The following is a 26,760-nucleotide window of genomic DNA, read 5'->3' on the forward strand; positions in this document are numbered from 1 at the left end:
GAAGTCGGTTACCGGTGCAGCCGCTGAAACTCCCCCGGCGTAAGCCCCGTCGCTTCTTTAAATACGCGGGAAAAATATTTGGCGTCCGAATATCCGACCCGCTGCGCCACCTCGAACGCTTTGAGCCGGTTTCCGGCGAGCAGCTCCTTCGCTTTGCGGATTCTCATATTTTTGACGCAGGCCGTGAATGAAACGCCCAGCTCCTTCTGGAACAAAGAGCTCAAATATTCCGGCGTAATGCCGAATGAGCCGGCCAGCTCCTCAAGCGTAATTCCGGTCTGGTACCGTTCCTGAATCCGCTTCACCGCTTTATTGATCACAAGGCTGTGCGACACGGGAACCGACGCGAAGCCTTCGGCGGTCCGATCGGCGGCATCCAGCAGCGCCTCTCTCAGCTCACGGGGCGTCTGCGCGAGCGACAGCCGATGATAGAGATCTCCCCACTCCTTCGCCGTGCTGGCATCGCCGAGGATGACTCCCGCCATATACTGCATCGCGGATAGAAACCGGATACAGGCGTCAAGCACCTGCTGCGGATCGGCAGCCTCTCTCATGCAGTGCTCCGCAAACAGCTCCGTTTCCCGCTTCATTCCCGTCCGGTCGCGGCTAAGTACCGCTTCCTTGATCTTCGGCTCCCATTCCGCCGGATACGGCAGCGGCCCTCTGCCGGCAACGCCAGCCGCCTTATGTTGATTGAGAGCGGCTTCGCCGCCCGCAAGCAGAGACCATTTGCGCAAGCCTCTCAATTCGCGCAGCCGCTCTCTTAAGTCATCGCTGGGAGCAAGCTGCTCCCAGGTCAAGATCGCATCGTTCAGCGGCAGAGCGCGCAGCTTGGCAAGCAGATGCTCCCACAGGCTGCTCATGCAAGGAGCCGCGGATTTCATCGTCAGCGCAAGATTCAATTCGCACAGCTCCGGAATCCCGGCCAACAGGAAGTCGTTGACCCTGTCATCCAGCTCCAGAGCGGTTTGCAGCGTTCTTCTTGCTTCCTCCGCCTGCTCCCCGCCGGCTTGGCCGGTGTAGACGGATGCAAGGTAACGCGCCGAAGGCCCGTTCATTGCGAGCCGCTGCTTGACGCGCTCCGGCGCCTGATCCGGCTCCATATCCGGTTGCAGACAATACCTTCTGAACCACTGCCCGCCATCCTCATCCGCCCCGGCTGCCTTCATGTCATCCGCGCGGCGGTTAGCCAAATCGGCTTCCATATGAAGCAGCACCTGCTTGAAGTCGTCGGCCGTAATCGGTTTCAATAAATATTCGACGACAACGCCGAGCTGCAGAGCTTTTCGGGCAAATTCGAACTCGGAATAGCCGCTTAAAATGATCGTTCGCGGCGCGATCCCTTCCCCCTTAAGCGTCTCCAGCATGTCCATCCCGCCCATAAGGGGCATTCGAATGTCCGTTATCACCAAATCCGGATTCAACCGCTTAATGGATGCTATGCCTTCCAGACCATTCTCGCATTCTCCGACAACCCGGTACTGTTCGCTCAATTTATGGATCAGCCGAACGATGCCCTTGCGAATTTTCTCTTCATCCTCCACAACGACAATTCTCATGAATTCCCCTCCCGGCACAGCGGCATGATCAAGTTCACCCTCGTTCCCCGGCCCCGGACACTTTCGATACGGCAATGCGCCCGTTCCCCGTAATATAGCTGCAATCTCTCTATCACATTCCGTATGCCGATTCCGGAGGACGCTTCGGCGGCATCCCGCGCTTCGGCGAGCAGTATGCTTCTCACGACGGCCTCATCCATACCGCAGCCGTTATCTTCGATTTCCACGCATAACGAGCTCTCATCCTCCGTCCAAAAACGAATATGCAGCTCCGAGCCGCTCTTCCTTCCTGCAAACCCGTGCAAAATCGAATTTTCAACAAACGGCTGAAGCAGCAGCTTGTACATCGGAGCCTGCTGCAGTCCCGGCTGCATATGTACATAATATTGAAACGAATCGCTGAAGCGAGTTTTTTGCAAAAACAAATATTGCTCCAGCCATTCGAGCTCCCGCGCCAGCGGCACCATCTGATTGCTGCTGCTCACGCTGTAACGGAGAATGAGCGCGAGCCCCTTCAGCATCCGGCTAATCTCATGCTCTTCTTTCTCAATCGCCATCCAATTGATCGAATCCAGCGTATTGTATAAAAAATGCGGATTAATCTGGGCCTCCAATGATCGGATATCCGACTCCTTCTGTTTCTGCACGGCTTGCTTCGTTCGCTCCATCAGCTCGTTGATCGTCGCCATCATCTTATTGTAGCTGGAAGCGATGATCGACATTTCATCTCCGCTGGTATCGTCCAGCTTCACGTTCAGGTTGCCGTGCTCGGTCTGCTGCATCGCGCTGACGATGGTCCGTATCGACTTCGTAAGCAGTCCCGAGAAATAGACAATCAGCAAAATCGAAACCGAGAGCATGGCGAGCCCCGTCCAAATCGTAATTTTCTGCATGGCGTACATTTCCGAGAACATCTTCGCTTCGCTGGTAACGTTTACAATCGTCCATCCGGTTTTCTCGTTCGGATAATAATTCATGATGGAAGGCTGTCCCATCACCGCGGCCTGCTCGGGGAGAGGAGACACGTCCGAATGTTCGGCGTCCAAAAGACTGAAGAAGCTCGCTCCGATCTTTTCCTTCTCCGGGAACGAGATAAGGTTACCAGAAGCGTCCATGAGAAAGTTAGCGCTGCTGATTCCACTCGTCGGAGCATTCGGCAGCGACACGGTGCACGCTTCTGAAAGTACCGACTCGTCAAGATCCATGACGATATATCCCATTCTCTCCAGCTGCCCCGACGAGATGCCGAACAGCTTGCGGGCGATATGGAATATATAGTATGCTTCGCCGCCGTCCGTTTTCGCTTTCTCTGTGACGGTAATCAGTGGATTCTGCCGCATGTCGTTCAGCTTCATAATGAGCAGAAACGGTGTTCCGTCCCTCTCCTGACTCCATGAGGAACCCGTCGTTTTATCATAAGATACCAGCACATTCCCGTTGTTGTCGAAATAAGTAATCCTTCGTATACCTTTCTTGGAATTCGAATAACCGGCGAATATCTGCTGCAGCACATCCGAGGCGACGAGCTGATCGAAGTCGGAGCCGTGAAGCAGCTTAGGGGTCGATTTGACGACATCGTCGTTAATGATCAATTGATACAAAGTATCTTCATACTCGGTTAAGACCGCATCGAGACTTTTATTCGTTTGAATCAAATTGTAGTTAACCTGCTCGTTGATTTTCGCTTTCATCGCCTGCGTCGAATTCATATAAGTGACGTACTGCATCAAAAAGGACGGCAAAAAAGCGACTAGCACAAAAATAATAATCAGCTTATTTTTATAGGTTAACTTGAAATTTGCCTTTCCGATCCCCCGCATCCAACCACCCGTTAATCATGTATTTTGTTCCATCATAAATCTTCCGCGGTCATATCGCCATAATAAAATTAAATTAATTCCCATTCCGCGATTATTTTCCCAACCAATCGATCCGGGCATTTCCCCCGAAAAAAGAAACCAATCCCCCAAATATCCACAGGAAATTGCTGCGCATCATTTCCTAAACAACAAAAAAAGCCCGCCGCAGCCGGCAGGCTTTAAACTGCTTCATAATGTTACGATTTCACGATTCAGGAGTCCCCGTCACTTCGCGAATAAATTTCTCCAACGCGCCGACATCCGTAATGTTTCTGTTGCAGGCTTCGCTGTCTACGCACAAATAGTTGCCGATCGCTTTGTAGTAATCGGGAGAAGCGTTAGCGGGTCTCCACTTGGTCACCGCCGAGAACAGCGCCACCTCTTCATGCCGGTTGCACAAAAAGCACACGCCTTTATTCGTCGGAGTATACCGGCCTTCAATACCGACCGGCTTCCCGTTCAGCTCGTAAACGATAAACAATTTATTGGTCGCGATGTCCACCCATCCGAGATAAGTGACATAGCGGTAATCGATAGCGGTTAGGTCGGGAGTCTTCAATTTTTTGACTTTGGGATACAGCTTGGCAAGCTGCTTGGCCGTCAATGACGGAAACGGCACCATATACGGCGCGAGCGAATGCAAATACTGCTGAAATTCTCCGGTCGTTCGTAACGATACGGCCTGCTCCAGCAATGGTTTTTGCAGCTCCGAAGCATCCGGGAACGCTTCTATGATTTTGTGCTGCGCGCTGTATCTCACCGATTCGACCACTTTCGGATCGGATACGGTGTTGCAGGCATTTTGCAGCAACCCGATCTGCTTTTTAATAATGTTGTACTGATGGTTTCTAATAAATGGTGTATTCATAGCTTTCAGCCCCTTATTTTTTATAAAAACAAAAAAATAAGTGCAAAGCCCATTATTAGAAACGATATAAGCTCCCTACGGGCGACATGTTAGCAATAACCGTCCGCCCACGCAAAGTATCGCCCTAATGCTAGGCTTTGCATGAGCCGATTCTTCTTCCGGCAAAATGATTTGCCATATATACCGACCTCCTTTTATAAGCATTATATAAAAAGTCCGGCCTTTACTGCAATTGCAAAATTGTGTATAAGAGTTTCCGGCCATGCGGCAGCTCCATGAGCTGCTGTTACTTTCCGCTCGACAGCGAGAATAGCTTGCGCACCCGTTCATCCTTGAGCCAAAGCGCTCCCCACATCAAGACGGCGACATAGACCGCGGACAAAACGTGGGAGAAGAGCGGGGAATCCATGCGAATATGCGTGGCTACCGCCCCGCCGCAATAGGCGGTGAGCAGCACCGCTCCCAGGATCGAAGTGCGGGGGATTGCATACAAGATCGTAGGAATCAGCCCCAGGATGCCAAGAATGACAATATGATGCTCGGCAAAACCGAGTGAAACCGTGCCTTCCACAACCGGGGCGGGCTTAAACAGCTTCGATACGCCGTCGAACAGCATAAACAAAATGACTAATCCGCTCATGACTCGCGCCGTCCACAATCGGCCTTTGGAAATAGAGACATTCATATTTTGCACACCTTTCTCGTTCATTTGATACAGCGATCATACCACAGAACATGAAAGCGCGTTTCTTCCCGATTGCTTTTATACCGGCACAACGGCCGCGGAGAAAATCGAGTTATGGCGAAGGAATGGGAATTGTAAAGCGGTGCCGGAGGGAGAATGCAGCTTCGGCATTGTTGGTCATTGCAGCAGAGGACGTTACTGACAAGCGGATGAAATGCGCGTCAAGCGGCGCGATCCGCTATAGATCATGTTTATGCAGATAGGCGATCGCTTCGGAACGTCCGGCGACGTTCAGCTTTTTATAAATGACGCTCAAATAATTTTTGACCGTGCCGGTCGTCAGGAATAATTCGGAGGCGATGGCTTGATTCGACTTGCCTTTTTTTAATTCTCTGACGATGTTGCGTTCCTGAACGGTTAAACTATGCGGCTTATCGTCATGCTGCCGGTCTGCAGCGGAAGGAATGCCGGCGCCGCTTTCCTCGGCCTTCGGCTTCTCTCGCTGCTCCGAGGACTGAAGAGCTTGTACAAGACGCTTTTGAATACTGAGGGGATAGGTCATTCTTCCGTCCAGGCAGTCTTGCACGGTGGAAATAATGGTTTGCGTCTCGACCCCTTTAACTAAATAACCGCTGGCGCCGTAGCGAATAGCTTCCATAATGTACTGCTCATCCTCGAAGGTGGTCAAAATTAAAACCTTGGTGTCGGGATATTCCGCTTTGATTCGTTTGGTCGCTTCCAGACCGTCCAGCTTCGGCATATGGATGTCCATCAGCACGAGCTGAGGGCGATGCAATTCAACCTGCTCCATCGTGCTCAGCCCGTCTACGGTCCTAGCTACGACCTTGTATTCATCCTCCATGCCGAGAATAGCCGCCAAACCGTCGCGAATTAAGGGCTGATCGTCCGCTATAATAATGGTCGCTTGTGACATTCCGTTCACTCCTCCCGATGATTTGCGCTGAAAGGGATTGTAATTTGCAGCGTGACTCCGCCGGCCGCCCCCTCGGCTGCCACCGAAAGCTCCCCTCCGGCATCCTGAACCCGTCCCTTCATGGCGCTCAGACCGTACCCGTGAACAATCGCGATCGGCGAATCGCCGTTATCGGACAATACAAACCGTATCATTACGCCGTCGTACGATAACGAAAAGTGAAAATACGTGCTCGAACCGTGGCGGATGCCGTTGGTTAATCCTTCTTGCAGCGCGCGGTAAACCGTCAGCTCGATCATTGGCGTAAGATCCGGCATCGCCCCGTCTATGTCGTATTCGATCTTCACGCCGGTTTGCGTGACGGTCTCTTCAATCAGCCGGATCAGCTCGGGAATGAACGTGTGATCGGGGAAATTGTCGCGCAGCAGGTGAACCGAGCTTCGCACGTCAGCCAAGCCTCTGGATATGTTATCCATAGACCGGCCCAGCATTTCTTCCGCAATAGCGTATCGCTGCTTTTTCATGGCATGGGAGGCTGTCTGTAATCCGGTTAATGCCGCCGTCAGCGTATGTCCTACCGAATCGTGGATTTCCCGGGATATTCTCGTCCGCTCCTGCAGCTTGGCTTTGCGCTCCAGTTCAATCGAGGCCAGCCGCAGCTGTTCGTTGTCTTTGGCCAACTGATTCTTTTGATGAAAAGCGATTCTCGCCAACAGGCTTACCCCGAATATGGCAACATAATCGACGACTCTGGGAATAAGCAGATAGATTTGTTCAAAAGTCGGGAAGTCGCGATATATCACTACGCCTATGAAAATACTGATATAGGTCGCCGCCGTGAACATAATCGAATGATTCCTCGATTGGTGAAACGTAAATTCGCCTATGAGAACCAGCAAATAGATTTGCCCGAAAAAGCTTTCCGACTTGATGCATATGACAAGGGCAAGCGCCAACTGAACGCACAAAAACCAAAAACCGCTTCTACGATGCAGCTGGATGTTCAAGAAGTAATCTCGGATCAGGACGATCGCTATATATACGCCCAAAAGCGACAAGAGCCCAATAGAAAGATGAGCCGTATGGAGCATTAAGCAGATCGTTGCTCCCATGACGATAACGGTCGTTATGAATTTCATTCTTCTGACCAACTGCAAATCCATGGTTATAGGCCTCTCATCAGTCATAAATTACATATATTTTACCACAAATGTGACTTAGGTCATATAAATTGAAGGAAAATGTCGAAATCTCTCCGTTTTTCCCCTCATCTAGTGAATTTCTTCATCTAGTATAGGCCATTGGACATATCTATAATGAAATTAGCCCGATTCATCGATTGCAGCAGGTTACGCGGATAAAAAAGATGACCATAATATGTTTTTAGTTTCATATGAAAATAAAAATTTCAAGGGAGACATGTACAATGTTTCTAATTTTATGGAACGTATTAGGTTGTGTTCTTTTTTTATCAAGTCAATATTTGCTCATTACATTGCTGCTGGAACGAAAGCTTGAATAGGAGGGAAATATAGTTGGAAGACGGTAGTCGCGGCGAAAACATCAAAAAGATGCTTGAACTTTGCGGTTCAGACTATGAGAGCATACATGATTTGCCGATTCAAAGGGTGGAGATCGCTATGGAGACATTGGCCAATCGGTATGCGCTTACGAAGCGGGAATCGGAAATGGTGACGCTGATCGCCGCATTCGGATTTTCCAATCGGGAAATTGCCGAACATTGCACGATAAGCGAAAAAACGGTCAAAATTCATCTTGCTAACGCCATGAACAAAATGGGCATTAAATCCATGCGAAAACTTTTGTCTCTGCTGTTTCGATACGTGCTGGACGCGTCGCTGTAGCCCTGCGTCGGCTTATCCATTAAAAGACCTTAGCGTTAAACTACAGCATCCCGGCGACAATACCTCCGCACCCGGCCAGAAAACACATAACGCCTCCGAAACGAACCGACCAAATGTACAGGTCCGAAGGCTCCGCGCCATCCTCCGATTTCCAGCTCTCCACCGCATTCCACACCCATACAGGCTTCCACAGCATCACCAGACTGCAAAGCACAAGCAATATCGACAGTACGGTCATTCCTCGTCGTTCCCCCATTCGCTTTACTCTTTAGAAATCCCGCATAAAATGCGGCGGCGTACGGAATCCGCGCCGGTTAGAAAAGATCGTCGGCTATATGCCCTTCCCTCACGTAATGGATTAACGCCTCCGCTTCACGGTACACCTTCTTCTCTTCTCCCGGACACAGCCACCAGTTATAAGACTGCCCGCAGGAGCGGTCATCCGGGCATAACGCATAGTCGATCCAACCCGGCATGTAGGTGCGCAGCGTCAAGAGACATCTTCTCATATGCCACGGGGCGCTGACGACAAGCAGCCGGCCGATTCGGTTCAAACCGAGTTTTCGATCCAAGACCAGCATGGAGGCAAGCACATTTTCCTTCGTATGGTTGGACTCCATCTCTACCAAAATCGCCTCTGCCGGAACGCCCCACTGCATCGCCTGTTCCCGCATGATCAGAGACTCCGGCACGCTCCGCTGCCCCCACCGGGTCCCCCCGGAAAAAAGAATTAACGAAGCCTTGCCCGCATGGTACAGCTGCACTGCTTTTTTGACCCGTTCCTCGGCCAGGCTGCCGCCGCTGCCGAATACAAAGATGCACTCCCCGCGCTCTTCCTTTAGCGGGCTATCCGCAAATAACAGCCGGGTCAGGTCGTCTCTTGACAATCGGTCCGCGTGAAGTTCGGAAATCAGCATAAGAGATCAACCCCTTTCATAAGACCCACCGCTTTCTACTAATCTTCTATCGATTGTACCATATACTATGACGAAAAGGATCGTTTCGTGTCTCTATCATTCCAGCGCTGCTGCGGAAAAAGAGCGGACTGCCGGCGAATCGTCCGAAGCAAGAAACCTTTTGATGAGATACGGCGTCTAACTATCATCACGATCCATTTACTGGTAATAAGGAGGCTGTCAGACCATGAAATTCCGAACTAACCGGCATGCCCGCCGATTCATCCGCTTCATGTTCGCCGTATTGCTGTGCGCTTCGCCGCTTCTCGTCCCGGCCGGACCGCCCGCAGAAGCGATAGCTCTGCCTGCGCTGGCCCATAAGTTCAGCCCCCCTGAGCTGCCGCCGGTCATCACCTTATTGGAGGACACCCCGCTCTACCCGGAGCCGGACGATAGCGATGAGCCCTGGGCCGTGCTCTCGCCGCAGGACGTCCAAACGGTCGAAGCGGAACAAGAATGGTACCTCGCCCCGCCGCCGGGCGAGCAAGGCAAACGCTGGATTCGCATCTCGACCACCTGGCTCGGCGACATGTGGATGCATATCGATTACGACCGAATCGGCCGGATCGTCCCGGCGGATACGAATATCGCGCTGATTTGGTCCGCGGCCTTATATACGGAGCCGGTGCAATCCGCGCAAACCGATGTCGTGCTGGCTCCGCAGACCGTCCACTGCAATGCGATGTTCCAAACGCCCGGAGGCAGCAATGCGTACCGGATCGAGACATCCTGGCTGGGCGACATGTGGCTTGTAAGACCTAACCGCATTTTGCTGGATATGGAAATCATCGGCCGGGACATGGTTTTGCCGACGGAGACATTGCGTATGGAGGATTCCGATACCGCGCATCGCCTGCAGCGGCCTTCGGAGGCCGTCATGATCCCGCCGCAGACGGTATACGCTTTGGAGAAGACCGTTAACGGGGAGTATCATGTCCGCGACGCCGAAGGCGCCGAATTTTGGATCGATCTCCGCTATGCGCAGCCGGCTTCGGCCAAGCCGAGCAGCGACACGATTCAGTTAAGCAAGGACACGCTGATCCATTTGTTCCCGGCGATGGACCATCCGATCTTCGGCTCCCTTTCTCCGCAAAAGATCGAAGCCTTTCAGCAGTGGGACGATGAGCAGGGTCAGCGCTGGTACCGCATCCACAGCTGGAACGGCGATCTTTGGATTCTTCCGGATCACTGATCGAAATACGCTACCGCGGCAGAAAAGAAGCCTCCGGCGCTCGCGCTTCGAAAAGCGGCGCCGGAGGCTTCGTTCATTACAGCCAGGTCGTTTTATCGCTATGCGGCGTGCGGGCCGTCGGAGCCGCTACTTCAACCGGATAGCCGATAAACAGCGTGCCGACTACCTTCTTGTTCTCGGGAGAGCCGATGAAGGCGTGCATCCGCTCGTCATGCACCAAACCGATGCCGCGCGTGCGCCAGACGAAGCCTAGTCCGAGCTCCGTCGCCGCAAGCCACATCGAATGGATCGCGCAGGCGGTCGCATATTCATTGTCCTTGGACGATGCCGCGTCGCCCGGAATGACGTCGGCGGTGACTACAATCACCAGCGGAGTGGCCGTCAGCACCTTCAGCGATTCCTGCACCAAGTTCGGCTTGGTCGGGAACCGCTCCTCCAGATAAGACAGGGCTAGCGCTTCGTAGCGCGCTTTGGCTTCGCCGCGAATGACGTAGAAATGCCACGGCTCGCGCAGCCGGTCGTTGGGAGCCAGCGTGGCGGCGGCGAGCAGAGCGTGGATTTTTTCCTCCTCCACCTCCACAGGCTTCACGTTGCGCACCGCGCGGCGCTGCTGCAGCACATTCATAATGGACATATCGTTTATTCCCCTTTCGTTCGGTATTGTACGCATGCTTCGACCCACCGCTCCGCGAGGAGCGGCTCGGAGGCGAAATGGATATGGGTATATCCGGCAACCAGCGTGCCAGCTTCATTCAGATAGCCTTCCTGTTTGATACCGCGCAAGCCTTTCGTCTCGTAAGCATGGCGGATAACGGCGTCAGGATGCGGCTGGAACGTCGAATAGTGAAACTCATGGCCCTTCGCCTTGCCCGAAGATCCCAGCAAGAAGTTGGCTTCCGTACCCGTAATTTCCCTGTAACCGAGCGCAGCGAGCTTCTTCTGCATCTTGACCGCGCCGGGAATGAGACCGGCCATCGGATATCTCGTCCCGTCCGTCGTCTCGATCGCTTCGGTCAAATACATGAAGCCGCCGCATTCGGCGAGCGTCGGCAAGCCGCGCTCGATCGCTTCGCGGATCGACTGCCGGACCGCTTCCCGGGCCGACAGAACGTCGGCGAACTCTTCGGGGAAGCCGCCGCCGAGATACAGCCCGTGAACACCCGCAGGCAGCGATTCTCCGGCCAGCGGCGAGAAGAAGACGCAGTCCGCGCCGTACGCATGGAGAAGCTCGAAATTCTCCTGATAATAGAAATTGAACGCAGCGTCCTTCGCCACCGCGATGCGAACTCTCGGCCGAGGCGCATCCTCACGCGGGAGGAAGACGGACGGGGCGGCCGCAGGCTTCTTGGGTTCGGGTTCGGGTTCGGATTCGGCTTCCGGCGATGCGGCCAGCTCCCAAATCTTCTCCACGTCCACCGTAGCGGCAACCAGCTCGGCCAGCTTGTCGAAGAACGGACGGAGCTCGCCCCGTTCGATCGAAGGCACCAAGCCGAGATGACGCTCCGGCATCTCGATCCGATCCTCCCGTTTCATATAGCCGACAACGGGAATGCCGCATTCCTGCTCGATCGCCTCGCGGACGAGCTTGTAATGGCCGTCGCTGCCGACCTTGTTGGCGATGACGCCGACGATGTTGACCGCAGGCTCCAGCATCTGGAACCCGCGGACGATCGCGGCGGCGCTGCGCGCCATGCTCTGGCAGTTCACGACCAGAAGCACCGGCGCTTCGAGGAGCATGCTGATCTCCGCGGTGCTGCCTTCGTTCGTTTTCGGATTTTTGCCGTCATAGAAGCCCATGACGCCTTCGATGACGGAGATGTCGGCATCGCCGCTCGCCCGGTTATAGATGTCCTTCACCGTATCGTGAGACAGCATGTAGCTGTCGAGGTTGCGAGAGATACGGCCGGTGACGGCCGTATGATAAGTCGGGTCGATATAATCCGGCCCGCATTTGAAGCCCTGCACCTCGCGGCCGAGCCGCTTAAGCGCAGCCATCAGGCCGATCGTCATCGTCGTCTTGCCGACGCCGCTGCCGGTGCCGGCAATGACGATTTTGCGAGCGCCGTGCGCGACGCCTGCGCCGGAATTAACGCTGTAGGACATTGGCTTCCGCCCGCCCTTCCTGCGCGAATGAAGCGACGCCGACGGAAATCGTCACGTTGCCGGACTTTTTCTTCACGAGCGCGAGCTTCTCGGCGCCCGTATGCAGCTTGGCCGCCGGTTCGCTGACGCCGTAGGCGCCGGTGAATTTGTACACGGTGTCCGAAGGGTCCTCGATAGCCACCGAGTTCAACTGCTCGGGCGTATAGGTGACGAACGCCCAGCCATGCTTTTGCACGACGGCGAGCAGCCCCTCCTCGTCCTTCTTCAAATCGATGGTGCACACGGCCTTGACGCTGCGCACCGAAAACTTCAGCTCGGCAAGCGTCTCCGTTATAACCGCCTCGATCTCCTCGGCGGACGTGCCGCGGTTGCAGCCGATGCCGAGCGTAATGACCTTCGGCCGGTACAGCACGCCGTTGTCCAGAATCGCCTGCTCCTCCGGCTCCAGCAGGCGATGAGTGACAACCAGCGCGGCCTGAGGTCCGGCCGCCAGCGCTTCGCGCACCGCAACGTACGTGCGGATATTCGGCGGCAGCGGCGTGTCGTACAGCCACCAGCCGGATTCGCCCGACTCCTGAACGACCGCGACCCGCTCCTCGTTGACGACCGAAGCGCTGACCGGCGTCAGCTTATCCGCCGACTCCCACTCCCAGCCGAACCGGCGGCCGAACAGATCGACCGCGATGGTGCCCTGCACGTCGGAGGCCGTCGTAATGATGGGTCTGGCCCCCATCGCCGCCGCCACCTCGCGGGTCAGCTCGTTCGCGCCGCCCAAATGGCCGGAAAGCACGCTGATGACGTTCTCCCCTTTATCGTCGGTGACGACGATGCCGGGGTCTTTCTTCTTATCCTGCAGCAGCGGTGCGATCATCCGAATGACCGCGCCCAGCGAAATGATAATAATAAGGCCTTTATACGCGGGAAACAAAGCGGGAAACAACAGCCGGACGCTGCCCTCGAACAATTGAATGCCGCGCGCTTCCTCGTCGCCGCGCTCGAACTTCGACATATAATACAGATCGGCATGGCTGAAGCTGCCATGCAGCTTGCGCGCCATCTCGACGCCGTGCTTCGTAATGGCGACGATCGCATAATCGCCGCGCTGCGCGATCGCAGGAATCTCCCCTTCTTGCAGAACGATCATGCTTTCACCCCTTTGCGGAAGCGGTGGGTGAACTCCTTGTCGTACAGCTTCGAGCGGTATTCGTCATTCTCGTGAATATTCGGGTCCAGCGCCCATCCGGCCAAAATCATCGCATGAGAGCGAATTCCGTTTTTGTGCATATCCTGATCGAGATTCCCGAGCGTCGTGCGCACGATAATCTGATCGGGCCAAGTCGCCCGCTGCACGACGGCTACCGGCGTGTCCTCGCTCCAGCCCGCCTCGGTCAGCTCCTTGACCACCTTCTTCGTCAGCGTCGCGCTCAGAAACAAGGCGATCGTGCAGTGATGCGCCGCCAAATCCTTCAGCTTCTCCAGCTCCGGCACCGGCGTGCGGCCTTCGGCGCGCGTCAGGATCAGCGTCTGGGTCAGCTCCGGTATCGTCAGCTCCGCGCCGAGAGCGGCCGCGGATGCGAACACCGAGCTGACGCCGGGGATGACCTCGTAGCCGACGCCTTCCTTCTTCAGCAGCGCCACCTGCTCCATGATCGCGCCGAACACCGCCGGATCGCCGGTATGCACACGCGCCACAAGCTTGCCCTGCTTCACCCGGTCAACCATGACGGCGACCATCTCCTCCAGATCCATGCCGGCGCTCTTCAGCACCTCGGCCTCCGGCTTCGCCCTGGCGATCAATTCCTCATTGACCAGCGAATCGGTGTACAGGACGACGTCCGCCTCCTGTAAAATGCGCAGTCCTTTGACCGTAATGAGATCGGGATCGCCCGGACCTGCTCCGATAATATAAATTTTCACTATTTTTTCACCACCATTAATGTCAAGTATTCAAGCCCTTTGCCCTGCAGCTCGACAATGTTCGTCCAAATCATTTCCTCGGAGGAGGTCACCTTCGTAAGCACGGCCGCTTTGTCCGTTAGCCCCAGATCGCGCAGCACATGAATCATCAGATCGATGACCTTCGCGACTTTGATGAATACGACGCAGTCATGGTTTTCGATAGCGGTGCGCATCTTGTCGTAATCGTCCGTCGCTGGCACAATGGCGATCTGCTCGTCGCCGTCGGCAAGCGGAATGCCAAGCCGGGACGCCGAAGCATTGACCGATGAAATTCCGGGGATCGAACGAATCTCGACCTCCGGATGGCGCTCCTTCATGAGGCGCATCAAATGAATGAACGTGCTGTATATCATCGGATCGCCCTCCGTGACGAACGCCACGTCCTTGCCCTGCTCCAGATGCTCCCATACGGCGCTTACCGTGCGGCTCCACTGCATCTCCAGCGCCTCGCGGTCCCGCGTCATCGGGAAGGTCAGTCCGATCATCGTCTTCTCCTCGGTGTTCACATACAGCTCGGTGATGGTGAGCGCATAGCTTTTGGCTCCCATTTTTTTGCGCGGATATGCAATAACCGGCGATTCCTTCAAAATCCGAAACGCCTTGACCGTAATCAGCTCCGGATCTCCCGGGCCTACGCCAAGGCCGTATAATACGCCTAGCTTACTCACCCGCATTCGCCTCTCTTTCCTCCGCCCCGCCGGGCTCCTTATGCTTGGCCGTAATAATATAGATCGGGTTCAGCCCCTCGAACCTCGTCAAATCGAGAATCGGCTTGCTGCGCGCGATTTGCGCCAGCGTGATGCTCGTGGCGAAGCCTTCCTCGGCGAACGCCTTATTCGCTTCATACAAATTTTCGATCGTCGCCGCGTTCAGCACGATCCGCCCGCCCGGCTTCAACCGTGTGCAGCATGCGTGCAGCAGCTCCTTCATCTCGCCGCCGCTGCCGCCGATGAAGACGGCGTCCGGATCGGGGAACGCTTCGAGCCCCTGCGGAGCTCTGCCTTGAACGGCCGTAATGTCGGTGCGGAAACGATGCATATTGTCGATACAATTTTGCAAATCCGCTTCGTTTTTCTCAATCGCATACACTTGTCCGTAACGGGCGATCTTGGCCGCTTCGATGGCGACCGATCCGGTGCAGGTGCCGATGTCCCAGACGACGCTGTCTTCCTGCAGCTGCAGCTGCGCCAAGCTCAGCACGCGGATTTCTTTTTTCGTAATCAGCCCTTTATCCGGCTTGCGCTGGATGAATCTGTCGTCCTCGATGCCGATCGCATCTCTGGTGCCCGGGCCCTTCCCGCCTGCTGCCGACAAAATCAGCACGTTCAGCGGCGAAAACTGCTGCTCCGCCAGCTCCGTGAGGTCGTACCAGCCGGTCCGCTCGCCCTCACCGTCCAAATTCTCGGCGACAAACGCGCGATATTCCGTCATCCCGAACGATAGCAAATAGCGGGCGATCGCGCCCGGATGATTCGTTTCGTCGGTCAGCAGCGCGACCTTCGGCTTGCCGTCGATGCGCTGCGCCAATCCTATGATGCTGCGCCCGTGCACGCTGGTTATGTATGCATCCTGCCAGCTTTGGCCCATCCGCGCGAACGCCACCTGGACGGAGCTCGGGCTCGGGTACACCTCTACATCCAGCTTCGAGGACAAATATCCTCCGATGCCGTAAAAGAGCGGGTCTCCCGACGCCAGCACGACGACGCTCCGTCCTTGCTCCGCTTCGGCCTTCAGCTTGGCCGCAAGCTCGGACAGACCGCCTTTAATCACGATTGTACGCCCCATATAATCGGGAAAAAACTGCAGCTGCCGCTCGCCGCCGACCAGCACGTCGCTTTCGCAGACCCACTTCGCATATTGCGGAAGCAGCCCTTCCTGCCCGTTGTCGCCGATGCCGATCACTTTCGGTTTCATCACTTCAGTTCCCCTCCTTGTTTCGCCGCACTTCTAAAAACGTGTCCGACGGATTGAAATTCACGAATAATTATCCAAAATCGCCCCTTCCATGCAGCCGCCGGAACCGAGCTTCGAATCGTTTCTAGATTTTAATGGACATGGGGGAGCTTAATTCGTCGCAAACAGATGCTTTTTAAACGTAACGGTCACCATGGCGCTTACATAGCTCCAATTTGCATTCTAAGGCGGCTTTGTCAGCAAATAGCTGCATCTGTGTCCGTTAGAAATCCAAATGGGCTGATAGCGTCGATATAACGGCCGCTGTGTCCGTTGCGAATTTAGCCGTGGCCTGCGGTCGATAGAGGTTTCCACTCGCTGTTCCAGCTCTCAACCGATTCTTCGGCCTCTTTTTCTCCGTGTTTCAAAAAAAAATCCCCATCGATCTTACGCGCCGCCCGGGGGCAAGCTCGCTTTGCCCAGCAGCTGGCCCTTCATGGAAATAATGACCGTCTCCACTTCCATGCCGCCCTGCACTTCGTTCATACCGGATTGGCAGCAGTAGAAGCTTAACCGCTCGAAGAAGCCTGCATAGCCCCATTCGAGCATCAAATCCCCGACAAGCGCCGCCGTATTGGCCTCGCGCACGGTCGCAATCTGTTCCGCCGTCGCTCCCGATTCCTCCGCCACCCGAGCGAGAAAGCCGAAATCGACAGGCGTGCTTTTGGAATGCACCATCATTACCCCTTGGGCAACCTTGGAAAATTTGCCCATCATCCCGACCAGCGTCACCTTCTCGATGCCCTGCCGTTTGCACTGGGTCAGCGCAAAGCCGACGAAATCGCCCATTTCGATGAACGCTTCTTCCTGAAGCTCCGGGTACATGTCCATCCCGTACTTCTCGCTGCGCCCGCCGGTCGACAGCACCGCCTGCTTGCACCCGCACTTCACTGCGACGCGGATGGCTTGGGCCACGCTGGCCTTGTAAGCCGCCGTGGAGAAAGGCACCACAATGCCCCGCGTGCCGAGGATCGAGATGCCGCCGATAATGCCGAGACGGCCGTTCAGCGTCTTCTTGGCGATTTCCTCGCCGTCCGGCACGGAAATGACGACTTTCACGCCGCGATGAATCTCGTATTGATTGAGCACTTCCGCTACGGCATCGCGAATCATTTTGCGCGGCACCGGATTGATCGCCGCTTCGCCGACGGGAACCGGCAGCCCGGGCTTGGTGACCCGGCCTACGCCGATACCGCCGTCCAGCTCGATGCCCGGCTCCTGGCGCCAGGTGACGGTGGCGTAAATTCTCGCTCCGTGCGTCGCGTCGGGGTCGTCTCCGCCGTCCTTGATCACCTCGGCTTCGGCGTGCTCGTCCGAATATTCGCAGCGCACCATCATGAACGTAACGTCCTGCCCGATCGGCAGCCTGATCGTCGATTCGAGCTGCGTTTCCTGCAGAATTAAAGCGGTGAGCGCCGCCTTTGCCGTCGCCGTCGCGCAGGAGCCTGTCGTATAACCATACCGAAGCGGTTTCGCTTCCTGATTATCGCTGCCGTTACCCTTCATCGTAGCCATGGGTCCTGGCGCCCCTTAACCGAGGCGCTCCGCCATGAGCGAAATCGCGTTGACCGAGGCTACCGCGACAGGGCTTCCGCCTTTGCGTCCGACATTCGTAATGAACGGAATATCGAGCTTCGCAAGCTCCTCCTTCGATTCGGCCGCCGACACGAACCCGACCGGCACCCCGATCACCAGCCCCGGCTTCGCCTCGCCTTCCTTCACCAATCGAATCAGCTCCAGCAGCGCCGTCGGCGCATTGCCGATCGCGAAGATGCCGCCGTCCGCCTCGCGGATCGCCTTGCGGATCGAGATGATGGCGCGCGTCGTATTAAGGCGCTTCGCCTCCTCCATAACGTCCGGGTCCGATATGTATACCTTCACGTCGCCGCCGAACTTCGCGATGCGCGGCTTGCTGATGCCTACCTGCACCATTTGCACGTCGGCCACGATCGTTTTGCCCGCACGGATCGCCTGGATGCCGGCTTGCACCGCATCTTTGTGAAACAGCATGCTTCGTCCGAGTTCAAAGTCTGCGGAAGCATGAATGACCCGCTGCACGACCGAATACTGCTCATCGGTATAAGGATGCTCGCCCAATTCCTCAGTGATCATGCGAAAGCTTTGTTCTTCTATTTCCTGCGGCTGTACTGTGAGCGGTTTAAATTCCGTTTTAAAATCCATCGATCACGCCTCCTGCAAAAGTTCGTTTAATTTGCCGATCACGCCGTCAAAATCGCCGTAATGCGTGCCGTACTCGATGCTCGGCCGCCCGATGACGATCGTTTCAATTCCCAGCTCCAGCGCCGATTCCAGCTTCTCGTCGACAGCTCCGACCTTGCCGCTTTCCTTGGTAATCATCAGCGTCACTTTATAATGCTCGTACAGCGCCTTATTCAGCTCCCTGGAAAAAGGCCCCTGCATCGCAACGATGTTTTTTTGCTCAAGACCGAGCTCTTCGCATTTCTCCATATTGTCTCTGCGCGGCAGCATCCGCGCCACCAGCGTCGTATCCGGCAAGCCTAGGAGCCGCTTGGCGAAAATAGGCAGCGTCTTGCTGCCGGTCGTCAGCATCACGACGCCCTTGCGCTGAGCGGCCAGCTCAGCCGCCTGCTCATAGTCGTCAGCAAACGTAATGAGCGGGTGCTGGTCGATAGCGATCCGGTCCCGCTCATAACGAATATACGGCACCCCTGCTTCCCGGGCTGCCGCAATAGCATTCTTCGACGCCTCTTCCGCAAACGGATGCGTCGCATCGACAAGCGCGCGTATGCCGCGTTCCCGCGCCAGAGCAACCAGCGCCTCGGCGGTCAGACGTCCGGTCATGACCGGGAGTCCGGCCTCCTCCATCGACTTGGCCGCGCTATCCGTAACCACCGTCGTAAGCAGCGTGTAACCGGACTGATGGATGCGAAGCGCCAGCTCGCGGGCGTCGCTCGTTCCAGCCATCACTAATATCATCGTAACTGCCTCCTCTATCTTGTGAAAAATCCGGGCAAAGGCGGCTGTAAAGCGAAGCCGCCTTTGCTTGCCGGACTGCCCCGGGGCCCCCTCTAGCGCTCGCCGGACTTCCGGGATATTGCCGTCTTACGGCTTATGACTTGCGGGTTGCAGCCTTGCCTCTCGCTCCGTCATGGCCTTCTCCCCACGTTCGCGATCAATGACCTTCGCTGCGCCCGCGGGCAAGCGCGTGATCATGATCATGCGCAGATTCATGACTGTGTCCTTGGTCATGCTCACGCTCGTGTTCGTGATGATCATGCTCATGTTCATGATGATGATCGTAGTCATGCTCATGCTCGTGACCATGATGGTGATCGTGCCCGTGCTCATGCTCGTGACCATGATGGTGATCGTGCCCATGCTCATGATTATGTCCATGATGATGGTCGTGGTCATGTCCATGCTCATGATGGTGATCATGCTCATGTTCGTGACTATGATGGTGATCGTGATGATGGTGATCATGATCGTGGTCGTGATGGTGATGATGATCGATATGCTCCATCGCCGCCAATCGGTATTGGCACATGTCGCAGTTCATCTTTGTCTCGCCCTGGACCGCTTCCAAAGCCCGCTCGCGCAAAATATGACGCAAATTCGGATGAAAGCCGAAATAGTCGGCCAGCATAAACTGATGCCCCGGATACTTCTCCGAAAATTGGGTGAGCATCGCTTCCATCCGCTTGATCAACACGCCTGTAAACAAGAAATACGGCAGGATGACCACTCTGCGCGCGCCAAGCTTCAGACATCGCTCGATTCCTTCGTCGACCAACGGGGCGGTCACTCCGATAAACGCCGTCTCCACCCATTTGACCTTGAGCTTTTCCCAAAATAAACGTGAAATTTTGAACAGATCGCTGTTCGCATCGGCATCGCTGCTTCCCCGGCCTACGACGAGCACTGCCGTATGTTCAAGCTCAGGTTCCAGCTCCGGGCTCCCGGTCAGTTCAAGCCCCGCAGCGGCCCCGGCGGATTCCAGACGGGATGCGAGAATATCAAGCACTTGTTCATGCACTCCGATAGGCCGTCCGTATGTAAATTGTACGGAAGGGTAGCGAAGCTTGGCTTCATCGATCGCGGCCGGAATATGAATTTTGGCGTGCCCCGCCGAAAATAACGTAATAGGAACAATCGCGATTTGCGAAGCTCCCTGACGCACGCAGCGCTCAATGCCTTGAGCGATCGTAGGCGATTCGAATTCCAGAAAGCAGGTTTCCACCAGTTGCTGATCCATCTCTCCTGCTATCGTGCGGACAAATTCCCGCACCTCTTCGTTGCCTTCCGCATCCTTGCTGCCGTGCCCTACAAATAGTACAGCATTCATGATCAGTAACCCCTCCCATATCCGTCACGTAACGTTAATCCCCACACACCGCGTTCTCAATTTGGAAAACGGGAAGTTCTTGGTGACGATAACCTTCTAATTCCTTGACCCGTTTGAAAAATTTATGAAACCGCTCATTCGGATGACCTTCCGAAATATAGCGCTGCACGATTCGTTCTATCGTTTCTACTAATTGATCGGGCTCGATGCCCTCGGCTACCGGCTGCCCCGGATGAGCGTTACGCCCGACCGTCTTGCCGCCGAGGAACAAATCGAACTTCTGCTTGCGGTATACGATGCCGATGTCCTCCTGCACCGCTCCGTAGCAGGCCATACCGCAGCCGTTAAGACCAATCCGCAGCTCCTTCGGTACATTGAGGCCGCCGAGCTTGCGCTGCAGCTCTTCGGCGTAAGGAATGGCATCTCCCTTGTCGCCGTTGCAGAAGTCGCAGGCCTTGAGCTGCGCCACATCGCCGATCGGAGCAAGCAGAAAACCTTCCGCGCGCAGCCGGGATGTAATTTCATCCGGATTGTCGGTCGGCACCCGCACGATCAGTTGATGATGCGGAGTATATTCCATCGAGCCCTTCTCGCCGACCACATCGGCCAGCGTGATCATCTGCTTCGCAGTGAATCGCTTCTCCGCTACGCCGGGACTTACCGCCAACTCGAATATCGACTGCTGGCGGAACAATCCGGCTCCGGCCGGCAAGCTGTCGGCCGCCGTCTCTATGCCGCGGCTGCGGTCGACAAGCTGCAGCGCCTGCATCGCCAGCTGCAGCGGCGACGCTTCCGCGACGCTCACGCTGCCTCCGCCCGGGCGCTCGCCCGCTCGCTCCGCGCTCACCGCTGTCGCCGCTGCGCCTGCGCTCGCTTCCGCGACGCTCACGCTGCCTCCGCCCGGGCGCTCGCCTGCTCGCTCCGCGCTCACCGCTGTCGCCGCTCCGCCTGCGCTCGCTTCCGCGACGCTCACGCTGCCTCCGCCCGGGCGCTCGCTCGCCCGTCCCGCGCTCACCGCTGTCACCGCTCCGCCTGCTCCCGCTTCCGCGACGCTCACGCTGCCTCCGCCGGGGCGCTCGCTCGCCCGTCCCGCACTCACCGCTGTCGCCGCTCCGCCTGCGCTCGCTTCCGCGACGCTCACGCTGCCTCCGACGGAGCGCTCGCCTGCTCGCTCCGCGCTCACCGCTGTCGCGGCAGCACTGGCGCCGGCGCCGGCATCCTCCTCGTCCCAATCGGACTCGCCCGGCTCATCCCAGTCCCAATCTTCGTCGTCGGAGTCGCTTCCCGACGGCTCATCCCACTGCCGCAGCGCCCACGGCTCCGCCTCCTCCTTCAGCCGCTGGTGAGGCTTCAGAGGCTGAACGTCCGCGTTCAGCGTATACTTGCGCTGGTAGCCGCGCGGCGTAATCATCAAGCCGTCGTACACCGTTGTCGACGCGTTGCCGATGATCACCGTCGTCAGCATGCCGATATCGTGATCCAGCATATCGCGCAAATTCGTCAGCACGACGTGCTGGCGGTCCCGATAGGCGCTCTTCACGATGCCGACCGGCGTTTCCGGTGACCGGTATTTAAGCAGAATGCGCTGCGTCTCCACGATCTGCCGCGTCCTTCTGCCGCTGCGCGGATTGTACAGCGCAATGACGAAGTCCGCTTGAGCCGCCGCCTCGACGCGCCTGGCAATCAGCTCCCATGGAGTCAGATGGTCGCTTAGACTGATCGTGCAAGCATCATGCATGACCGGTGCCCCGAGCAGCGAAGCCGAGGAGTTGATAGCCGAAATGCCGGGAATGATCTCGACTTCGACGCCGCCGCTGCGGCTCCAGCCTTTTTCCATCAACACTTCGTATACCAGTCCCGCCATCCCGTACACGCCTGCGTCGCCGCTGGAGATCACCGCTACCTTCTTGCCGGCTTCCGCCTGCCGCACCGCTTCCTGGGCCCGGCTGACCTCCTCCGTCATCCCCGTCCGGACGATTTCCTGGTCCGTCAGCAAACCGCGGATCAAATCGACGTACGTGTTGTATCCGATAATCACTTCGCTTTCTTCAATCGCTTCCCGAGCCCGTTTCGTAATATGCTCGAAGCTGCCCGGCCCGAATCCGATAATAAGCAGTTTGCCCGCCATGCTTGCACATCCTTTCCTTCCTAAACTCTATTCCCGCTGCGGCTGCGCATTGCCTAAAAATTGAGCAAGCCCTCCGCCAGTCGTTTCTTTATTTCTTCATGCCGGTATTCGTCGTTTCCGGTTGGCGCACCATTCCTAAACAATAAAAAAAGCATCTCCAACAAATAGTGTTAGAAATGCTTTTGCAGCCCGTACCCTTGAGTGATAATAAGCGTCCGGACTGAATTCCGCGCTTTATATAAGGTAAGCCGATCTCTAACACCTCCCTAAATCCGCGTAGGTTAACAGTGTCATGGAACGAGGCAGGTCTCCTGACTTAGAGCTTCGTCCGGCGCCTTCCCAGGACAGCGACAACTGTCGTCCCAGTGGCATTCGTACCGGATAATAAACCGATGATCATCGGCGCTCCTTACAGTGGCGGGTCCGTGCCGGTTTTGCACCGGCTTCCCTTTTAAGCCGGAGGGGCATGCCCCGTCCAGCACCTAATTCGCTTTCGTATTTAATTGTTCAGAGCAATCATATCACCCTAAACAAAGATTTGTCTATATACGCCTCTTGTCGAACGATGGCCCTACATGGGCCGAATTTCTTATTTTTGCGCTTCAACCCTTGCAAGAAGTCGGTCTCGTACGAACAATGTAGCCAAAAGCTTGATTCCGAGGGGCAAACATGAAACAAATCAGATTAGAGAAGGTGGACGAAAGCTTTATGAAATACGGACAAACGATAGCGAAACTCCGGAACAAAAGATGCATGACCCAAGAGGAGCTTGCGAGCAGGGTAGGAATTACCCGTTCCGCACTCTCTCATTACGAGAACAACCGCAGAGAACCCGATTACGAGACGATTCAAAAATTCGCCGATTTCTTCGAAGTCACCGTAGATTACTTGATGGGGCGCAGCGAAGATACCTATTATATTAACGAGTTCGCCAACCAGCTGGAGCTGTCGGACGAAGCGATTATGGAAAGGTTCGTTCTGACCGTAGACGGCAGAGAATTGACCGAAGCGGAATCCAGAAGCTTCATTGCCTTTATTCGCTCGGAGCGTTTAACGGGCCAAAGCCAAAACAAGCAAGCGCAGGCCAAGCCTTGATGACGCGGCTTTTCGTCGCGGCTGTGTCATCTGCTGTATTCCATCAGATTCATTTCCCAGTGAAATACGGGATATAACGGCTTGCCGCCGCACGCGGAGAAGCCTTTGTCGGCCGCCGGAGCATGTTCGTCCTCCAACCCGTTCCAACGTTCATAGGTTTCCGAGGAAATCTGCAGCTGTTCCATAATACGGTTGATATCCAAGCTCTTCTTTTGCTCTTGCATCCCAGTCCCACTCTCCATCTCGTTTCATAGCATTCATTGTTTAGTATTATATATGAAGCGTCCAAAAAATAATGTCGCTTGCTGGGGGATGTTCCTATAAAACTGCCGATCATTTTGTCGAAATCGAAATTATAAATAAATCTTTATTTTCATAGAAAAATCCCTGCCCTAACCCTGTCACGGGAAGCAAGGATTTTTGTTTAGTTCTAAAAGAGTGGTGATTGAGTCGTGTCCTCCGACCGCTTTTTCGCCACGCTTCTAAAATACGAAGTGTATCATGAATTTACGGTTTTTAGCCTGCGTCCCGCTTTTTTTACCCCCATTCTGCGAACGATCAGGCTGACAGAAGCCGGTTCCGGCGCAGCCTCTTTTACCCCGTTCAATTTATCCATAAACCGCTTGTAAATAAAATCTCCCGCAATCTGCGTCAAGCCCTCGCGCAGGCTGACCGAAGGCGTCCATCCCAAATCTTTGGCCGCCTTGGCGTAGCTTACGCATACATGGGTTTGTTCCGCAGCGCGCGCCGGGGCGTAAGCCGGCTTCAGCTTCTGACCGAGCATTTCGTTCATCAGATCGAACAGCTCGGCGATCGGCGTCGCTACCCCCGTACCTATATTATAGATTTCCCCGTTCCCCCGGGTCAGCGCCTGAATGTTCGCTTCCGCCACATCCGTCACGCAGACGAAATCCCGGCTTTGCAACCCTTTGCCGTATATGATCGGCCGCTCGCCGTTCACATAGGTTTCCAAAAATGCGGAGATGACCCCGCCCGCGCCGAACCGCTTCTGACGGTAGCCGTATACGTTCGTATAGCGAAGGATCGTATAGTTAAGCCCGTAGAGAGCTCCGTACAGTCTGATATATTCTTCGGGAGCCAGCTTTGACATTCCCATGCAGGAGACGGGGACGCAAGAAGCGTTTTCATCCGCAGGCCGGGACTCCGTCAAGCCGTATACTTCCGCGGAAGAAGCGTAAACGAGCTTTTGAATCTGAAACTCTTTGCACAAATCCAGCAGATAGATGAGCCCCCGCAGATTGGGGCTGAGACCGCGGTTGATGATCGACTCGTCGAGCTCGTTTTTCTCGGCCAGATGAATGCAGTAGTCAGGCTTTTCTCCTTCGAAAATGTCCCGCAGCTCTTTGCCCGATACATCCGCTTTATACACCTTGCAGCCTTTAGGAATGTCTTCCTCTTGGCCCGCGCTAAAATTGTCGACAACAACGACTTCCAAGCCCGCCCTCAATGCGCAGTCCGCCGTATGGGACCCAATGAATCCCGCACCTCCGGTAATTAGTACTTTCATCCTTACCCCTCCTGCCGATTTGTTAGTATAAGTCGTCTTACACAGCAATAATCGATAATGGTCCTATATGCAGCGTATCAATCGGTCGAAATCTGATACATTTTGTATCTATCATAAATAAAAAAAAGCCCCCGGTCAAGAGGTCCTATACAAAAACAGCTCCGTGCGGCCGATAGGCCATACTTCTTATGAATTATGCCGCTTTGACCGCTTGCCAAGAAAACTTGAAAGTTCTTCCATAAGCAAGCATAGGCTAATAGGGGAGCGTACTCTTCTTCATCCCGCATAAGCCCGGCCCGCTTGCCAACATGTCAGTCTTGAGGGAAAGCTTCGGCTTGATCATTCAACAATTCAGGAGGAAATCGCAGCTCTTATTTTAAAGAGGGACTTGGAATTGGAAGGGAAGAAAGGGGATGGCGTAAAGCAACCTTTCGGCTCGGAAGCGCTTCACTAGAAGCGGCGGCGGCGACTCCGATAAATTTCGTCTCGTCTATCTGCATCTGCTTCATAATATGACGTATATCTAAAGTCCGGGTCTCCTGTTTCAAGTTGTTGGCATTCATTGGGCGCACTCCTTCTAAAGTCCTATGGATGATGTACTTTCCATTAACAAAATATTGCCTTCATAAACCACTTTATGATACACTATGTATCTTGTCAAACGAGGATTCTGTCGAAAACCATAAAAATTTATTTACATTACTAAATATTTTCTCCCACCCGCCCTAACCGCCCCCATTCAGCGGGAATACAAAGGCCGGATAGCAGGATCAACGCCATATATTGTATGATAAATACAAATGCCTATTAGGGGGTGAGAGCTTGTTGTACGCCGCCGCTTTACTCATCGCTGCAGCTGCAGCCGCAGCCATCGGGTATCTTCTTTTGGTCCTTCCCACCCAATGGCTCAAAGTCGAAAAAATCCGGCATCCGCTCGGACTCGGCATCCGCATTTTGCAGATCAGCGATCTGCATATAGAACGAATGCGGATCAAACCGCGCCGCTTATCCGCTATTATCGCCCGCGAGAAGCCGGATTACATCTTCCTGACCGGCGACTTCACCAAGGAGGAAAAGCTGCTTTCCCGGCTTGACCCTTATCTGCGCATGCTGGCGGGCCACCGCATCCCGGTATACGCCGTGCTCGGCAATCACGATTACCAGCAGCGTAAAGTGATTCGGCTAATCAAGCTGATTCAGTACTACGGCATTATTTTGCTGCGCAACGAGTCGGTTCGCATGCCCGGATTCGAGCTGATCGGGATCGACGACTACAGTACGGGGAAAAGTAATCTGCGCAAATCGTTCCAGTATGCCGATACGGATCTGCCTCGCATCATCATCACTCATGATCCTAATGTCGTGCTTGCCATCAAAGAGCCTTACGATTATTTGATGGCCGGCCATTTGCACGGCAAACAGCTCAACCTGCCGTTCTTCTACACGTTCCGTCCGATGGGCAAGCTTCCCGCCATGGGGATCTACAAAGGGCTCCATTCAAATAACTACGGCACCTTCTATATATCCAAAGGAATCGGCCAGACGGCCTTCAATCTGCGCTTTCTCGTAAGAAGCGAAGTAACGCTGCACTATTTATAATTCAACCCCGCCGCCGTTAAAAAGTCATAACCACCGGCTTAGCCGGTGGCTTCCATCAGCCCTATAAGGGCATGGTACTAGCACGCGCCTAAGAAGGCGCACTGAAAGTCTGCCAACCGCGAGCGGTCCCGGGCTTGCCCCTCAAAGGGG

26 protein-coding genes and 1 riboswitch are annotated in these 26,760 nt (G+C 55.2%); of the genes, 4 read left to right on the forward strand and 22 right to left on the reverse strand.

Translation table 11 applies throughout. The features are described from left to right. Window positions 1-8: 8 nt before the first annotated feature. The 6 genes from N0M98_RS26600 to N0M98_RS26625 form a co-directional block, all read right to left on the reverse strand. Window positions 9-1,559, reverse strand: coding sequence for a response regulator transcription factor (locus tag N0M98_RS26600; RefSeq protein ID WP_259619640.1), 1,551 nt, complete (start codon window positions 1,557-1,559; stop codon window positions 9-11). Continuing rightward, entirely contained in the window at window positions 1,556-3,379 is a 1,824-nt protein-coding gene (locus N0M98_RS26605) for a cache domain-containing sensor histidine kinase (RefSeq protein ID WP_259619641.1), read from the reverse strand. The genes N0M98_RS26600 and N0M98_RS26605 overlap by 4 nt, the downstream gene beginning before the upstream one ends. A gap of 244 nt (window positions 3,380-3,623) precedes the next feature. Next, complete coding sequence (locus N0M98_RS26610; RefSeq protein WP_259619642.1) at window positions 3,624-4,286, reverse strand: FusB/FusC family EF-G-binding protein; 663 nt, start codon at window positions 4,284-4,286, stop codon at window positions 3,624-3,626. Window positions 4,287-4,572: 286 nt separating this feature from the next. Continuing rightward, window positions 4,573-4,971 carry a DoxX family protein gene (locus N0M98_RS26615; RefSeq protein ID WP_249866436.1) on the reverse strand — a complete coding sequence of 133 codons (399 nt, stop codon included), beginning with the start codon at window positions 4,969-4,971 and terminating at the stop codon, window positions 4,573-4,575. Between the two features lie 238 nt (window positions 4,972-5,209). Continuing rightward, window positions 5,210-5,905, reverse strand: coding sequence for a response regulator transcription factor (locus tag N0M98_RS26620; RefSeq protein ID WP_259619643.1), 696 nt, complete (start codon window positions 5,903-5,905; stop codon window positions 5,210-5,212). A gap of 5 nt (window positions 5,906-5,910) precedes the next feature. Next, window positions 5,911-7,068, reverse strand: coding sequence for a sensor histidine kinase (locus N0M98_RS26625; RefSeq protein ID WP_259619644.1), 1,158 nt, complete (start codon window positions 7,066-7,068; stop codon window positions 5,911-5,913). Between the two features lie 372 nt (window positions 7,069-7,440). Between N0M98_RS26625 and N0M98_RS26630 the strand changes: the two genes are divergently transcribed. Further along, window positions 7,441-7,770 (forward strand): helix-turn-helix domain-containing protein, encoded by a 330-nt coding sequence (locus tag N0M98_RS26630; RefSeq protein WP_259619645.1) that lies wholly within the window; start codon window positions 7,441-7,443, stop codon window positions 7,768-7,770. A 40-nt stretch (window positions 7,771-7,810) separates the two neighbouring features. On the opposite strand, the gene N0M98_RS26635 is transcribed toward N0M98_RS26630, so the two are convergent. Continuing rightward, window positions 7,811-8,026 (reverse strand): DUF6199 family natural product biosynthesis protein, encoded by a 216-nt coding sequence (locus tag N0M98_RS26635; RefSeq protein WP_259619646.1) that lies wholly within the window; start codon window positions 8,024-8,026, stop codon window positions 7,811-7,813. Between the two features lie 58 nt (window positions 8,027-8,084). Further along, window positions 8,085-8,687, reverse strand: a complete 603-nt coding sequence (locus N0M98_RS26640) for a YdcF family protein (protein WP_259619647.1) — start codon at window positions 8,685-8,687, stop codon at window positions 8,085-8,087. A gap of 226 nt (window positions 8,688-8,913) precedes the next feature. Between N0M98_RS26640 and N0M98_RS26645 the strand changes: the two genes are divergently transcribed. Beyond that, window positions 8,914-9,918, forward strand: a complete 1,005-nt coding sequence (locus N0M98_RS26645) for an SH3 domain-containing protein (protein WP_259619648.1) — start codon at window positions 8,914-8,916, stop codon at window positions 9,916-9,918. Between the two features lie 76 nt (window positions 9,919-9,994). Here the strand turns inward: N0M98_RS26645 and N0M98_RS26650 are convergent, their stop codons facing one another. The 11 genes from N0M98_RS26650 to cobJ form a co-directional block, all read right to left on the reverse strand. Beyond that, complete coding sequence (locus N0M98_RS26650; protein WP_259619649.1) at window positions 9,995-10,552, reverse strand: nitroreductase family protein; 558 nt, start codon at window positions 10,550-10,552, stop codon at window positions 9,995-9,997. A gap of 5 nt (window positions 10,553-10,557) precedes the next feature. Beyond that, window positions 10,558-12,021: a cobyrinic acid a,c-diamide synthase CobB gene (locus N0M98_RS26655; RefSeq protein WP_259619650.1), complete on the reverse strand. Its 1,464-nt coding sequence runs from the start codon at window positions 12,019-12,021 to the stop codon at window positions 10,558-10,560. Then, window positions 12,005-13,165, reverse strand: coding sequence for a cobalt-precorrin 5A hydrolase (locus N0M98_RS26660; protein ID WP_259619651.1), 1,161 nt, complete (start codon window positions 13,163-13,165; stop codon window positions 12,005-12,007). Before N0M98_RS26660 ends, N0M98_RS26655 begins: the two co-directional genes overlap by 17 nt. Beyond that, window positions 13,162-13,938: a precorrin-4 C(11)-methyltransferase gene (gene cobM, locus N0M98_RS26665; protein WP_259619652.1), complete on the reverse strand. Its 777-nt coding sequence runs from the start codon at window positions 13,936-13,938 to the stop codon at window positions 13,162-13,164. Before cobM ends, N0M98_RS26660 begins: the two co-directional genes overlap by 4 nt. Beyond that, a complete protein-coding gene (cobI, locus tag N0M98_RS26670; protein ID WP_259619653.1) occupies window positions 13,938-14,648 on the reverse strand; it encodes a precorrin-2 C(20)-methyltransferase in 711 nt (236 codons plus the stop codon). The genes cobM and cobI overlap by 1 nt, the downstream gene beginning before the upstream one ends. Beyond that, a complete protein-coding gene (gene cbiE / locus N0M98_RS26675; protein ID WP_259619661.1) occupies window positions 14,641-15,894 on the reverse strand; it encodes a precorrin-6y C5,15-methyltransferase (decarboxylating) subunit CbiE in 1,254 nt (417 codons plus the stop codon). Before cbiE ends, cobI begins: the two co-directional genes overlap by 8 nt. Before the next feature lie 426 nt (window positions 15,895-16,320). Next, window positions 16,321-17,439, reverse strand: coding sequence for a cobalt-precorrin-5B (C(1))-methyltransferase (locus tag N0M98_RS26680; protein ID WP_249866434.1), 1,119 nt, complete (start codon window positions 17,437-17,439; stop codon window positions 16,321-16,323). A 24-nt stretch (window positions 17,440-17,463) separates the two neighbouring features. After that, the gene (locus tag N0M98_RS26685; RefSeq protein ID WP_259619654.1) at window positions 17,464-18,114 is read right to left on the reverse strand and encodes a precorrin-8X methylmutase; all 651 of its coding nucleotides are present in this window, start codon (window positions 18,112-18,114) and stop codon (window positions 17,464-17,466) included. 3 nt (window positions 18,115-18,117) lie between these two features. Continuing rightward, window positions 18,118-18,891, reverse strand: coding sequence for a precorrin-6A reductase (gene cobK / locus N0M98_RS26690; RefSeq protein ID WP_259619655.1), 774 nt, complete (start codon window positions 18,889-18,891; stop codon window positions 18,118-18,120). A 196-nt stretch (window positions 18,892-19,087) separates the two neighbouring features. Beyond that, window positions 19,088-20,260 (reverse strand): sirohydrochlorin chelatase, encoded by a 1,173-nt coding sequence (locus N0M98_RS26695; RefSeq protein ID WP_259619656.1) that lies wholly within the window; start codon window positions 20,258-20,260, stop codon window positions 19,088-19,090. 34 nt (window positions 20,261-20,294) lie between these two features. Beyond that, window positions 20,295-22,388: a precorrin-3B C(17)-methyltransferase gene (cobJ, locus tag N0M98_RS26700; protein WP_259619657.1), complete on the reverse strand. Its 2,094-nt coding sequence runs from the start codon at window positions 22,386-22,388 to the stop codon at window positions 20,295-20,297. A gap of 284 nt (window positions 22,389-22,672) precedes the next feature. Continuing rightward, a riboswitch (cobalamin riboswitch) is annotated at window positions 22,673-22,889 on the reverse strand. A gap of 207 nt (window positions 22,890-23,096) precedes the next feature. Between cobJ and N0M98_RS26705 the strand changes: the two genes are divergently transcribed. Next, window positions 23,097-23,483, forward strand: coding sequence for a helix-turn-helix domain-containing protein (locus N0M98_RS26705; protein WP_249866433.1), 387 nt, complete (start codon window positions 23,097-23,099; stop codon window positions 23,481-23,483). Window positions 23,484-23,509: 26 nt separating this feature from the next. Here the strand turns inward: N0M98_RS26705 and N0M98_RS26710 are convergent, their stop codons facing one another. The 3 genes from N0M98_RS26710 to N0M98_RS26720 form a co-directional block, all read right to left on the reverse strand. Next, window positions 23,510-23,707 (reverse strand): hypothetical protein, encoded by a 198-nt coding sequence (locus N0M98_RS26710; RefSeq protein WP_259619658.1) that lies wholly within the window; start codon window positions 23,705-23,707, stop codon window positions 23,510-23,512. Between the two features lie 275 nt (window positions 23,708-23,982). Continuing rightward, complete coding sequence (locus N0M98_RS26715; protein ID WP_259619659.1) at window positions 23,983-25,011, reverse strand: NAD-dependent epimerase/dehydratase family protein; 1,029 nt, start codon at window positions 25,009-25,011, stop codon at window positions 23,983-23,985. Window positions 25,012-25,382: 371 nt separating this feature from the next. Next, window positions 25,383-25,574: a hypothetical protein gene (locus tag N0M98_RS26720; RefSeq protein ID WP_259619660.1), complete on the reverse strand. Its 192-nt coding sequence runs from the start codon at window positions 25,572-25,574 to the stop codon at window positions 25,383-25,385. Between the two features lie 259 nt (window positions 25,575-25,833). Between N0M98_RS26720 and N0M98_RS26725 the strand changes: the two genes are divergently transcribed. Continuing rightward, window positions 25,834-26,610 (forward strand): metallophosphoesterase, encoded by a 777-nt coding sequence (locus N0M98_RS26725; protein WP_249861374.1) that lies wholly within the window; start codon window positions 25,834-25,836, stop codon window positions 26,608-26,610. The last annotated feature ends 150 nt before the right edge of the window (window positions 26,611-26,760 follow it).

The sequence above is a fragment of the Paenibacillus doosanensis genome (genome assembly GCF_025060755.1).
Lineage (GTDB): Bacteria > Bacillota > Bacilli > Paenibacillales > NBRC-103111 > Paenibacillus_S > Paenibacillus_S doosanensis.